This is a genomic window from Streptomyces sp. NPDC056373, assembly GCF_042262425.1.
Lineage (GTDB): Bacteria > Actinomycetota > Actinomycetes > Streptomycetales > Streptomycetaceae > Streptomyces.
Genome location: NZ_JBHJPX010000015.1, coordinates 150,749 through 162,550, shown reverse-complemented (window position 1 = coordinate 162,550; position 11,802 = coordinate 150,749). Strand labels below are relative to the sequence as shown.

12 protein-coding genes are annotated in these 11,802 nt (G+C 71.1%); 11 read left to right on the top strand and 1 reads right to left on the bottom strand.

The annotated features are described in order from the left end of the window. Positions 1-41: 41 nt before the first annotated feature. Positions 42-800 carry a hypothetical protein gene (locus tag ACFCXS_RS29710; RefSeq protein WP_376646424.1) on the bottom strand — a complete coding sequence of 253 codons (759 nt, stop codon included), beginning with the start codon at positions 798-800 and terminating at the stop codon, positions 42-44. Between the two features lie 200 nt (positions 801-1,000). Between ACFCXS_RS29710 and ACFCXS_RS29705 the strand changes: the two genes are divergently transcribed. The 11 genes from ACFCXS_RS29705 to ACFCXS_RS29655 all read left to right on the top strand — a co-directional run bounded on the left by ACFCXS_RS29705 (position 1,001) and on the right by ACFCXS_RS29655 (position 11,802). Then, positions 1,001-2,131: a DegT/DnrJ/EryC1/StrS family aminotransferase gene (locus tag ACFCXS_RS29705; RefSeq protein ID WP_376646423.1), complete on the top strand. Its 1,131-nt coding sequence runs from the start codon at positions 1,001-1,003 to the stop codon at positions 2,129-2,131. Then, positions 2,121-2,684: an NUDIX hydrolase gene (locus ACFCXS_RS29700; protein WP_376646422.1), complete on the top strand. Its 564-nt coding sequence runs from the start codon at positions 2,121-2,123 to the stop codon at positions 2,682-2,684. Before ACFCXS_RS29705 ends, ACFCXS_RS29700 begins: the two co-directional genes overlap by 11 nt. Then, positions 2,681-3,457 carry a sugar phosphate nucleotidyltransferase gene (locus ACFCXS_RS29695; RefSeq protein ID WP_376646421.1) on the top strand — a complete coding sequence of 259 codons (777 nt, stop codon included), beginning with the start codon at positions 2,681-2,683 and terminating at the stop codon, positions 3,455-3,457. Before ACFCXS_RS29700 ends, ACFCXS_RS29695 begins: the two co-directional genes overlap by 4 nt. Then, a complete protein-coding gene (locus ACFCXS_RS29690; RefSeq protein ID WP_376646420.1) occupies positions 3,442-4,710 on the top strand; it encodes a B12-binding domain-containing radical SAM protein in 1,269 nt (422 codons plus the stop codon). The genes ACFCXS_RS29695 and ACFCXS_RS29690 overlap by 16 nt, the downstream gene beginning before the upstream one ends. 13 nt (positions 4,711-4,723) lie before the next feature. Further along, positions 4,724-5,608, top strand: a complete 885-nt coding sequence (locus tag ACFCXS_RS29685; protein WP_376646419.1) for a glycosyltransferase family 2 protein — start codon at positions 4,724-4,726, stop codon at positions 5,606-5,608. After that, positions 5,593-7,299 (top strand): alpha/beta hydrolase, encoded by a 1,707-nt coding sequence (locus ACFCXS_RS29680; protein ID WP_376646418.1) that lies wholly within the window; start codon positions 5,593-5,595, stop codon positions 7,297-7,299. The genes ACFCXS_RS29685 and ACFCXS_RS29680 overlap by 16 nt, the downstream gene beginning before the upstream one ends. Beyond that, on the top strand, positions 7,289-7,744 hold the full coding sequence (locus ACFCXS_RS29675) for a ferredoxin family protein (RefSeq protein WP_376646417.1): 456 nt from the start codon (positions 7,289-7,291) through the stop codon (positions 7,742-7,744). Before ACFCXS_RS29680 ends, ACFCXS_RS29675 begins: the two co-directional genes overlap by 11 nt. Positions 7,745-7,861: 117 nt before the next feature. Continuing rightward, entirely contained in the window at positions 7,862-8,914 is a 1,053-nt protein-coding gene (locus tag ACFCXS_RS29670; protein WP_376646416.1) for a methyltransferase, read from the top strand. A gap of 42 nt (positions 8,915-8,956) precedes the next feature. After that, positions 8,957-9,913 carry an FkbM family methyltransferase gene (locus ACFCXS_RS29665; protein WP_376646415.1) on the top strand — a complete coding sequence of 319 codons (957 nt, stop codon included), beginning with the start codon at positions 8,957-8,959 and terminating at the stop codon, positions 9,911-9,913. A gap of 107 nt (positions 9,914-10,020) precedes the next feature. Further along, positions 10,021-10,749: an HAD family hydrolase gene (locus ACFCXS_RS29660; RefSeq protein ID WP_376646414.1), complete on the top strand. Its 729-nt coding sequence runs from the start codon at positions 10,021-10,023 to the stop codon at positions 10,747-10,749. A 15-nt stretch (positions 10,750-10,764) separates the two neighbouring features. Next, positions 10,765-11,802 carry an NAD-dependent epimerase/dehydratase family protein gene (locus ACFCXS_RS29655; RefSeq protein WP_376646413.1) on the top strand — a complete coding sequence of 346 codons (1,038 nt, stop codon included), beginning with the start codon at positions 10,765-10,767 and terminating at the stop codon, positions 11,800-11,802.

Here is an 11,802-nt window from a genome sequence, read left to right as displayed (position 1 = left end):
GGCCCCGGGCCCCCGGGGGCGGGCCCCGCGCTCCCGGGCCGTCAGCCGGTCGTGCCCGGGCCGCCGCGGAGTTCGGGAAGTTCCGCCAGGGCCGGCGCCGTCTTCGGCGACGTCAGCACCACGCACCCGCGGCGATAGCCGGTCTCGTCCTCGGAGCGGCAACTCGGCCACAGGACCTGGTACGGGCCGATGGCCTCGGCCCCCAGGTACTCCAGCGACAGTTCGACGGATCCGTACACATCGAATCCGTAGCCTCCGTCGTCGGGCACTTTGAAATCGTCGATGACAATGACCGAAGACGGCCAGGTACGGGTGATGAATTCCACCTCCTCGCGCAGGGGCAGATCCTCGTTCCAATGCGCGTCGAGATAGAACACGATGCATTCTGAATGCGGGAGGTGGTTTCCGTCGTGCAGTAGGCGCAGCGCTTCCCTGGAATCACGGTTGACGACCCTCACCTCGGGTACGTGACGGAATCGCCGACCGACGTAGCGCGCGAAATTCTGGTTTTTCTCCGCCGTGTACACGGGTTTACCCGAGGACTGCCAGAAAAAGCGTGTCGACGCGCCCCGGTACGAGCCGGACTCGAAGACCGCGTAGGGGTCCACGGTGGCAACGAGGGACCGAAAGAGCTGCTGGCGGGCGTGTTGGCCGTTGAACGGCTCCAGCCACGGGCCGTCCAGCCAGGGCACGGTGACGCCGATCAGTTCCGCCACCGACGGATGCCACGACCGGGACACGGAATCGTACTGCGTGGCGATGAACGATTTCAGATGTGCCGCGGTCTGCTGGAGAGCCATGGGGATCCACCTTTCGAACCCGGGAGTTTTCGGTGTGCTGTCATGCATTGATAAGACACCGCGCCGGGAGGGTCAAGGGCGCCTCATTCCGGTTCGCTGGAAATCGAGGGTTGCGCTTCGTGCGGGAACTGATACGTTTGTTGGCGAATGAGGCCGGACGGCATGTCGCTGTTCTCCGGCCGATTCCGATAGGGGGTCGTGTGTTATCCGTTCCTGCTGTCGAGATCGAGGTCGACGACACCGAACGCCGGGAAGTGCTGGCTGGTATCGACCGCCTGTTGCGTGCCGGCAGATTCTCCCAGGGCGAGAACGTCGAGCGGTTCGAGGCGGAGTTCGCCGCCTTCACCCGTGCCCGGCACGCCGTGGCGGTCTCCAGCGGAACCGCCGCCCTGGAACTGGTGTTCCAGGCTGTGCACGTGCGCGGACGCGAGGTGGTGGTCCCGGCGAACACCAACTTCGCGACCTACGTCGCCGCCGAACGCGCCGGGGCCAGGGTGCGGCTGGCCGACGTGGACCCATGCACCCTGTCCCCGAGCCTGGACCAGGTGCGCGCGGCCTGCACGCCACGGACCGCGGCCGTGACCGTCGTGCACATGGGCGGCCTGATCGGTCCGGAGACCCGGCGCATCGCCGCCTGGTGTCGCTCGTCGGGCATCGCCCTGGTCGAGGACTGCGCGCACGCCCACGGCAGTGAGCGCGACGGACTGCACGCCGGCACCTTCGGTACGGCGGCGGCGTTCTCCTTCTTCGCCACCAAGGTGATGACGAGCGGCGAGGGCGGCATGGTCGTCACCGGCGACCCCGGCGTGGCGGAGGAGGTCCGGCTGCTGCGCAACCTCGGCAAGCCCGAACCGTGGGTGAGCCGGCACACCAGGCTCGGCTGGAACGCGCGGTTGCCGGAGATCGCCGCGGTCCTGGGACGGGCACAGCTGACCCGGCTGCCCGAGACGGTCGCCGCCCGGCGGCAGGTCGCCGCCGCGTACGCCGAGGCCCTGAAGGACACAGCGGTAGGGGAGTTCCTGCTGCCCGACCACCCTTACAGCGGGTACAAGGCCCTCTTCCTGCTCCCGCCCGGCAGCGACCGGGGCCTGGTCAAGGGTGCGTTGCGCGAACACGGCGTACAGCCCCAGGGAGAGGTCTACGCAACGCCCCTGCACCACCAGCCCGTACTGAGAGAACGCTACAGGGCCGCGGAGTTCCCCGGGGCCGAACGCAGCTGCGCCGACCAGCTCTGCCTGCCGATCTACCCGAGCCTCGACGACCAGCGCCTCGCCCACGTCGTCCTGGCACTCACCGAGGCGCTCACGGAGGTGCGTCCCCATGACCGGTGAACGCTCCCCGGAAACACCGGCCGGCCTGCGTACCGCACTGTCCACGCCCTGGCTGACGGTGCGTGAGGCCGACCATGCCTCGGCCACGGGCGGCACCCGCAGGTGGTACTACGTCGACCATCCCGGATGTGCCCTGGTACTGCCGGTCACCGCCTCCGGCACGGTCTTGCTGATCCGGTCCTGGCGGATCGCCGTCCGGCAGTGGTGCGTCGAGGCCCCCGCCGGCCGATGCGAACCCGGCGAAAGCCCGGAGCGGGCCGCGCGACGTGAACTTGCCGAGGAGACCGGAGCCCATGGAGGCACGCTGCACCCTCTCGGCGCGGTCTGGCCGTCCAGCGGCTCCTCCAACGAACGCGTGCACCTGTTCCTGGCCACCGGCGTCCGCACCGGCACCGCACACCCCGACCCGGACGAAATCCTCCGCCCGCACCCGGTGCCGGTGCACCAGGCGCTGTCCATGGCGGCGGACGGCCGCATCCAGGACGCGCCCACGGCACTCGCTCTGCTCCTGGCGGAACGCCGAGGACTGCTGCCCGCGGGGGACGACCGGTGACCGGCCCGCAGGCGCAGCACGGCGACCCCAGGAACCCCCGACCCGGCGGACTCCAGACCGTGGTGCTGGCCGGCGGGCGCGCCACCCGGCTCGGACGTCTCGCGGAGCAGCTCCCGAAGATCATGCAACCCGTCGCCGGACGGCCCTTCCTCGACACCCTGCTCGAGCCGCTGCTCGACTCCGGCCTGCTCCGCTTCCACTTCTGCCTGGGACACCTGGCCGCGCCCGTCCTCGCTCATCTGCGCGACCTGCCGGCACCGGCCGAGATCACAGCCCAGGTCGAGACCGTCCCCCGGGGAACCGCAGGGGCCCTGCGCTCCGGAGCGCACCACCTGGACGAGGTCGTCCTGCTCGTTCTGGGCGACACCCACCTGCCGATCCGCTACACGGAAGCCGCCGGCTGGCTCGCCCCAGGGGACGAGGCCGCCATGGTCGTCACCGACGCCCGGACCGGAGTACCAGCCAACACCACCGTCCGAGACGGGCGGGTGACGGCCTACCAGAAGGCCGGCAACGGCGGGGAAACGGACGCGAGGTGGACCGACACCGGGGTGTGCGTCCTTCGCCGCTCCGCACTGGACCACCTGGCCGGCCGGCCCGATCCCGTCGACCTCGGCGAGCTGTACCGCCTGCTGGTCGCGCGCCGGACACTCGCCGCCCGCCGCATCCACGAACCGTTCACCGACATCGGCACCCCCGAGCGATACGCGGAGTTCCGTGCACGGCAGGAGCGCTGCACCCCCGCGGAGGAATCACCATGCGAATACTGCTGATCGAGCCTGCCGTCTACACGCCCGAGGGACTGGACAAGCGGGAGAAGCGTCCGTCTCAGCTCATCTCTTTGACCCTGCCCTACCTCGCGGCCATGGTGCCCCCCGAGTGGGAGGTGGACCTCGTCTACGAGGTCTGCGAGGACCTGGAGAACGACTACGACCTCGCCTCCTACGACCTGGTCGGCATCACCTGCCAGACGATTCAACTCAAACGTGCCCTGGAGATCACCCGCATGGTGCGGGCGTGCGGCACACGGGTGGTCGTCGGCGGCCCGGTGACCGTCGAGGACGGGCACGGCCTGGTGCCGGTCATCCGCAGGTTCGCGGACTGCGTCGTCGTCGGCGAGGCGGACGTGCTGTGGCGGCACGTCCTGGACGACCTGCGCCGCGGACAGCTCAAGGAGGTCTACCAGAGCCACGAACTCGTGCCCATGCACGACCATCCGCTCCCGCGCTTCGATCTCGTGGACTTCACCAAGATCGAGCCGCCGTACGTCCTGCCGTCGTTCACCGCGCGCGGCTGCCCGCGCCGCTGCACCTTCTGCAGCGAGTTCCTCTACAGCAACTGGCGCTACCGCCCCGTTGACGACGTTGCCCACGAACTGCTCCAGTACCGCGACCGTTTCGGGATCCCCCGGGTCGTATTCCGGGACGACGACTTCCTCGTCTTCCCCAAGCGCTCCAAGGAACTGCTGGGCAGGCTTCGCGGTGAGGGCATCGAGTGGGGCTGCCAGACCGACTTCAACCTCGCCCGCCACCCCGACGTGGTCCAGTCGGCGCTCGACGGGGGCATGCGCGTGGTGTCCTTCGGTGTGGAGAGCGTCAGGGAGAAGAACCGCGTCTTCACCGAGAAGACCTTCTTCACCATCCCCGAGGCCGAGGACCTGCTGCTGCGACTGCACGAGGCGGGAGTGGAAACCCAGATCAACGTCATCTTCGGCTTCGACTGGGACGACCCGGACGTCTTCGAGGAGACGTACGACTTCGCCGTCCGCACCAAGGTGTCCCGGCTCTTCCTCAGCATCCTCTACCCGATTCCCGGCACGCCCTTGTACGAGCACCTGCGCGCCGAGGGCCGGCTGCTGGAGGAGCGGCCGCAGGGGATCGACGACCCCCTGGCCGTGACGTTCAAGCCCAAGCTCCTGACGGCGGACCAACTCGTCGACGGCTACCTCGACGTGGAACGCCGCTTCGCCGAAACAGACCGCTCCCACCGCGCCTACTGGCTCGGTCAGGACCTGGTCGTCGTCTGAATCGGAGACCGCCATGACCGCAGCAACGCCCCGCGTGAGCGTCGTCGTACCCACCCGCGATCAGGCCTCGCGGCTGAGCGTGACCTTGCGCGCTTTCGCCGCCCAGGACATTCCCCGGGACACCTGGGAGATCGTGGTGGTGGACGACGGCTCGCGCGACGCGACCGCCGACGTGCTGGCCACTACCGGCGACCTGCCGCTGCGCGCCCTCCACACCCCGCCGCGGGGACGCGCCGCCGCACGCAACCACGGAGTGCGGGAAGCCGCCGGCGAACTGATCATCTTCTGTGACGGGGACCGGGCTCCCGTTCCCGGATACGTGCGGGCGCACGCCGAGGCGCATACCGGCAGCGCGCACCGGGTCGTCGTCGGCGACGTCAGGGAGCTCTACGTCTCCGACTTCGATACCCGGGCGGAAGCCCTCGACGATCTGCTCACGGCGCTCTCGGGTGAACTCGACCGGGCGGCCCGGATCCCCGCCTTCGTCAAAAAGGTCTGCGGTGTGTACGACTCGGCGGGCACCACCACCTCCCCCGTGCGGTGGCTGAGCTTCCTGTCCGGGAACGTGTCGCTGCCCAGGCGGCTGTTCGCCGAATCCGGAGGCTTCGACGAGGACTTCACCGAGTGGGGACTGGAACATCTGGAACTCGGCTACCGGCTCGTACGGCTCGGGGCCGAGTACCGCCACTGCCGGCCCGCCCGCAACCACCACTTCGCACACCGCAGGCCGGCCGGTTTCTACCAGGGCTCCCTGGAGGCCTCGGCCAAGGTCTTCGCCCGCAAACACCCGGAACTCCCCGAAGAGCTGCTGCTGGACCTCACGTGGAGAGGGATGAACCTGCGGGAGTTCGAGCGGAGGGCGGCAGAAGAGCGGAGGACGGCATGGGCACGGAGCTGAGCCAGTTCTTCCTCGCACCGCATCCCCTCACCGACGGCACGCACCCCGCGACTACCTGCATGGTCCAGCACCGCACGGATCCCGCCGCCCCGACCGTCGTCCTGCTGACCGGCCTCGGAGTGAGCATGAGCGAACCCCGCTACCTGTGGGCGATCCTGGCGCGGGAACTCGCCGGACGGGGCCTGAACGTCCTCCAGTACGACCACCCGGGTCAGGGCGACAGCTCCCTGGCCGGCCGACCTGCCACGCCGGACTCCGTCCGCACGGCGGCGCGCTCGGCGATCGCGCTGGCCCGTCGGATCGGCTCCGGACGGGTGGTCACCGTCGGCTACGGCCTCGGCAACCTGCTCGTCGCCGAACTCCTGCGCTCCGGCGAGGCCGAGGCGGGCGTACTCGTCTGCCCCGGCACGGGCCGGTACCAGGCGGCTGCCCGTCTGCCCGAGGCCCTGACCGCCCTCGCCGGGCGTGGCAGGGTGGCCCCCGACGAACTCCAGGACGACGACGGGGCGGCCGCACTCCTGGACGCCGTGGTGGGAGAGCCCTACCAGCCGCCGCAGCCCGCCGGCCCCGTCGACGCAGCCCTGCTCGCCGCTGCCGCCGTCGCGGCCGAAGAGGCCTTCGCCGGCCTGCGCGACGCGCGCGCCCTTGTCGTCGCCGCCGACCAGGAAGACCGTGACCACGCTCGCCGCACCGGCCTCCCCGTGAGGGGGATCGACCACGAGCCGACGACATGGGCACCCAGCTGGCACTGGTCGTCCGAGCCGCGCCGCGCGGTGCTGGACGCCGTGCTCGGCTTTGTACACGACGTGCTCGCCGACCCCGCGCCCCGCGAGCTCCCGACGTCCGGCCCACCACCCACCGTCACCGCAACCGTGCCCGGCCCCCGAGGCGACAGGATCAGCTCGCTGAACCTCACCTCCGGCGGAGAGCGCCTGCTCGGGGTCCTCCACGAACCCGGCCCGCGGCCGGGCGGCGCACCCCGGCCGGTGTGCCTGGTCTACGAACCCGGCAACCCCGGGCAACGCGTCGACATCCACGAGTGCGGGCCTGCACTGGCCCACGCCGGAGCCGCACATGGCGTGCCGGTGTTCCGCTACGACAGCCGGGGCATGGGCGTCAGCGACGGCTCCTTCACCCACTCCACCTGGAGCCGGCGCCTGGAGGACCTCACCGCGGCCGTGACGCGACTGCGCTCGGCGGGCGTGGCCGAACACTTCGTCGTCGTCGGCAACAGCGCAGGCGCCCGGCTCGCCGCCATGGCTGCGCACGCCCTGCCCGAGGTCACAGGGGCAGCGCTGTGGGGTCCGATCCTCAGCGAGGACGGCGAGGGGCCCGCGCCCCGGCTGCGCAGGGTCGACGGAACCCTGGCCGCCGAGTGGTGCGGGCTGTGGCAGGGAGTCGCCTACAACCGTGACGACCGCGGACGCGACTACCTGCGGTTGCTGCATGACAGCGCCGTCCCGGTCCTCGTGGTCTACGGCGACGAGGAGACCGGCGAGGACAATGCCCGGACGATGCTCGCCGAGACCGCGCGCCACCCCGCGTGGCAGCTGTCCGTCGTGCACGGCAGCCACGGCTTCTCCGCACGAGGCCTGGCGGAGGCGGTACGGACCACGGCCGGCTGGGCCGCCGCGTTCGGCGAACGAATCCTTCCCGACGCTTCCCTTGGAGGCACTGCCCATGACCGATGACCGAGGCAGGACGGCCGCCCGGACGACATCGACCTCCGGCGCGGCGGACAACGGGCGCGGCGGCGCAACCGGGAAACAGGCGAGCCGGTCACCACGCGCCGAACGGACCGATCAGCGGCAGCGCCCCGCACAGTGGCGGCTGCCACCCCTGCGCATCGAACAGAGCGAGTGCATCAGCTGCGACGCGTGCGTGGAAGCGTGCCCCTCCCAGTTCGGGGCGGTGTTCAACCTCGGTCACATGATGGCCATCGTCCCCGAGCTGTGCTCCGGATGCGGCAAGTGCCTGCCGCCGGTCTGCCCGGTCGACTGCATCTACCCGGACGAGGAGTGGACACCGGCCCCCGACGACTGGTGGACCAGGCCGTTCGGGCCCGAGGACCCGTATGTGACCGAGGACGGCACTCGCCGCCCGCCGGTGGAACCCAGCCGCATACGCCGCTGGTGACCGCGACCCGACACAGCGAGAGGCCCCCATGCCCGAACCCGCCGGCCTGGTGAAGGCGTACGGCACCTGGGGCGGGTTGGACGAGGAACCGGACGAACACGCGACCGGAGGAGCCCCATGACACGGACCGACAACGACCAGGACATTCCGCGGCTGTGGCAGCTGGCCTTCGGCGCCATGCCGGCCCAGGTCATCAACGCCGCGGTCAGCCTCGGTGTCCCCGACGCGCTGGCCGAAGGGCCCCGGACCAGCGCGCAGGTGGCCCGGGCGACCGGCGCGCACGAGGCGTCCATGCGGCGCCTGCTGCGCGGCATGGCCGGCCTGGGCATCGTCGAGGCCCAGGCCGGCGACCGCTACGCCCTCACCCCCATGGGGCGACCGCTGCGCTCCGACGTGCCCGACTCGCTGCGCGGCATGGTGCTCCTGTTCGCCGGCGACGCCATGTGGCGCAGCTGGGGTGACCTGGCCGAGACAGTGCGCACCGGGCGAAACGCCTTCGAACGCGTCCACGGGCTGGCGTACTTCGACTACTTCGCCGAGCGCCCGGAGGAATACGCCGTCTTCAACAGCGCCATGGGGGAGGACACCCGGGTGGCTGGACGCGCCCTGGCGGACGGCTACGACTTCTCCCCGTACAAGACCGTCGTCGACGTGGGCGGCGGCAACGGAGCTCTGCTCACCTGTCTGCTCCAGGCTCACCCAGGCCTGCGTGGCATCGTGTTCGACCGTCCCGAGGGAGTCGCCCAGGCGCCGCAGGCCCTGGCCCGGGCCGGGCTGTCCGACCGCTGCGACGTGGTCGCCGGGAATGCCTTCGAGGGGGTGACGGCGGGCGGAGACCTGTACGTGCTCAAGAGCGTGCTGCACGACTGGGACGACGAGCACGTGCTGACCATCCTGCGCAACTGCCGCGCCGCCGTGCCGGATCACGGTCGCCTCCTGGTGATGGAACCGCTCATGCCCGAACGGGCCGAGGACCTGGGCCCCGCCCACGGCATCGTCACCACCGACATGGACCTGCTGGTGACCACCGGCGGAAGGGTCCGGTCGGAGGGCGAGTTCGCCGCACTGTTCGAAGCGGCCGGGTTCCGCCTCACCGGCGCCCATCGCCTCGGCGACCACGAGTACCTCGATGCCGCGTACCACAGCGTCGTCGAAGGTGCCCCTGCCTGACCTTCACCCAAGCCGGAAACAAAGCCCGCGGAAGGGAAGCACATGACCCAGCACGCAGCACCCTACGGTGGCCCGTCACCCGCCGACTTCGCGCTCACCGTGCAACGGGCGGCTGCGGCCGCCGCCGTCACGGCCGCCGGGGACGCCTCATCCGAGGCCCGCCGGTCGGCGGGGGACATCACGGCCGGTCTGTGGCGCCCCGTCATCGGCCGGGCCGTGACCGGCGACGACCCGGATGCCTGGCACCTGCCCGAGCGGCTCGCCTCGGACGTCGGCGAGCTGCTGATCGACGGGGACGACGCCATCATCCGCGAGGAGATCTCCGAGACCGGCCGGTGGGAGCAGGACGAGGAGGAGGCACTGCGCAAGCACGTCACGCCGGGCACCACCGTCCTGGACATCGGCGCCCACGTGGGGTACTTCTCACTGCTCATGTCGGCACTCGTGCAACCCAGGGGCCGGGTCGTCGCCGTCGAGGCGGACGCCTGGAACCACCAGCTCCTGGTCCAGAACCTGATCCGCAACGGCGCCTCCAACGTCGTTCCCGTGTTCGCTGCTGCGGGCGCCGAGTCCGGCATCGGCCACCTGCGGCGGGACAAGGACCACAACACCGGCGACCACCGGGTCCTCGACAGCGGTGGCGCGTGGAGCCACCCTGTCCCGGTGATCGCCCTCGACGACGTCCTCGACGACGTCCCCGACATCGCGTTCGCGAAGATCGACCTCCAGGGCGCGGATCACCTTGCCGTCCTCGGCATGGCCCGCACGCTGCGCCGCTGCCGGCCCCGGATGCTGGTGGAGTTCTGGCCGCCCGGCATCCGCGACCGCGGCGACGACCCGGTGGAGGTCCTGCGGATCTATTCCTCACTCGGCTTCACCCGGGACGTCGTCGACGACCTGCCCATCGACCCCGCGCTGCCCGACGAGGCGTTCGCCGCCGCCGCGGAGGCCACGGAACGCGAGTTCGTCAACCTGCTTCTCACCCCCGGCCCGGCCTAGCCCGTCACCACAGGCCCCTGGGGCAGCCCCGCGACACCATGCCGCGGGGCCGCCTCCGCCGGACGACGACGGCAGCTCGACGACACACTCCGCAAGGAGGCGAGGACATGAACGCAGCCGTGGGGACCGCTACCTCACAGGCCGATTCCTACTCCCGCGCGGCGCCCTGTGCCGACCCACCGGCCCTGCTGCTGGACTCCGGCGGAGTGCTGATGCTGATCGACGGAGAGATCCTCGCGGACCTCGCCCTCCGCTTCGGCGTGCGCATCTGCGCCGCGACCGCACGGCACGCTGTTTCCCTCGCCGCACGCGACCGCGATCTGGGCAGTCCCCGGGCCGGGGGAGCGGACCACTCCTTCGAGGACCTGTGGTCCCTGCATGCCGGATGCCCACCCGAAGCGGGCCGCAAGCTGTGGGACACGGTCCGTGCGGAAGTGCCCGACACCCGACTGTGGAGCCTGGTCAACCCCGAGGCGGTGGACCTGCTCGACACGCTGCCGCCGCGGGTGCAGCGATACGTGGTCAGCAATGCCGACGGCAAGGCCCACGCCGAACTCGCCAACGCAGGGCTGCTGCGCGCCCTCGACGGTGTGCTGGACTCCTCGGTCGTGGGCATCGCCAAACCGGACCCGCGGATCTTCCGCATGGCGGCCGTCGCCCTCGGCCGCCCGCTCCACCAGTGCCGCTACGTCGCCGACACGCTCGACGGCGCCCCGGCACACCTGCCGCCCACTGTCCTGTACGACCCCATGGGGATCTACCCGGACGACACCGAGCGCTACGTCCGCATCCGGAGCCTGGCTCAGCTGCCCGGGCTGATTGAGGCCACCCACTGACGAAAGGACACCGCCATGGACATCCCGGACCCTACGGACGCCGGTCGCAAGGACCCGCCGCACGCTTTCGTCACCGGTGCCGCGGGCTTCATCGGCGCCCACCTGGTGACAACGCTCCTGAGGAACGGCGTCAGGGTGAGCGCCGTGGACCGCGTCCCGTGGGACGGCGCCAACCGCCTGCGGCCCCACGCTCACGCGCCGGGGTTCCGCTACCAGGAGGCGGACCTGCGTGACACCCACACACTGGAGCAACTGGCGCGGGGCGCACGGTTCGTCTTCCACCTGGCCGCGCACACCGAGAACCGGTCCTGGGCCGCGGCCGCCCGCGCCGACTACGACACCACCGTCGGCGGCACCGTCTCCCTGCTGGAAGCAGTCGCCCGACACCCGCCCGCCGTCCTCGTGATGTCGTCCAGCCAACTGGTCTACGGCGACGGAGCCGGCGCACCCGCCGAGGAGTCCGCCCGCGTCCCGCGCCCCGCCACCCGGTTCGGGGCGGGCAAGGCGGCCGCCGAGGCGTTCGTGTCGGCCGCCGCACACGAGTGCGGCTTCCGGACCGTCGCCGCCAGACTCTCCAACATCGTCGGACCCGGCATGCGCAGGGGCATCGTGCACGACTTCGTCGAACGGCTTCGACGCGACCCCGGCAGGCTCACCGTCCTCGGAGACGGACGCCAGACCCGCAGCTACCTCCACGTCTCCGACTGCGCCGAAGCGCTTACCACACTGGCCCGTTCCCACGCCGGGCGTGACGGGGCGACAGGCCGGCGGTTCGACGCCTACGACGTCTGCAACACCGACGCGACCTCGGCGGCCGAGGTCGCGGAGATCTCCGTCACCGAGTTCCCCGGCCCGCCCGGGGAGATCGTGTGCGGCGAGGGCGGCCAGGGCTGGACCGGGGACATCCCGACCCTGCGGATCACCCCGCAGCGCCTGCTCGCCCTCGGCTGGCGCCCGAAACTGTCGTCGCACGCGGCGGTCCGCGCAGCCGTACGGGAACTTCTGACCGAACGCCACGCGGACTCGGTGCTCGCGCCCCAAGGCATCGACTGA

Excerpts from the sequence above, each read along its gene's own strand:
- ACFCXS_RS29710 (WP_376646424.1), bottom strand. The coding sequence starts at position 800 with ATGGCTCTCCAGCAGACCGCGGCACATCTGAAATCGTTCATCGCCACG.
- ACFCXS_RS29700 (WP_376646422.1), top strand. The coding sequence starts at position 2,121 with ATGACCGGTGAACGCTCCCCGGAAACACCGGCCGGCCTGCGTACCGCA.
- ACFCXS_RS29690 (WP_376646420.1), top strand. The coding sequence starts at position 3,442 with ATGCGAATACTGCTGATCGAGCCTGCCGTCTACACGCCCGAGGGACTG.
- ACFCXS_RS29685 (WP_376646419.1), top strand. The coding sequence starts at position 4,724 with ATGACCGCAGCAACGCCCCGCGTGAGCGTCGTCGTACCCACCCGCGAT.
- ACFCXS_RS29680 (WP_376646418.1), top strand. The coding sequence starts at position 5,593 with ATGGGCACGGAGCTGAGCCAGTTCTTCCTCGCACCGCATCCCCTCACC.
- ACFCXS_RS29675 (WP_376646417.1), top strand. The coding sequence starts at position 7,289 with ATGACCGATGACCGAGGCAGGACGGCCGCCCGGACGACATCGACCTCC.
- ACFCXS_RS29670 (WP_376646416.1), top strand. The coding sequence starts at position 7,862 with ATGACACGGACCGACAACGACCAGGACATTCCGCGGCTGTGGCAGCTG.
- ACFCXS_RS29665 (WP_376646415.1), top strand. The coding sequence starts at position 8,957 with ATGACCCAGCACGCAGCACCCTACGGTGGCCCGTCACCCGCCGACTTC.
- ACFCXS_RS29660 (WP_376646414.1), top strand. The coding sequence starts at position 10,021 with ATGAACGCAGCCGTGGGGACCGCTACCTCACAGGCCGATTCCTACTCC.
- ACFCXS_RS29655 (WP_376646413.1), top strand. The coding sequence starts at position 10,765 with ATGGACATCCCGGACCCTACGGACGCCGGTCGCAAGGACCCGCCGCAC.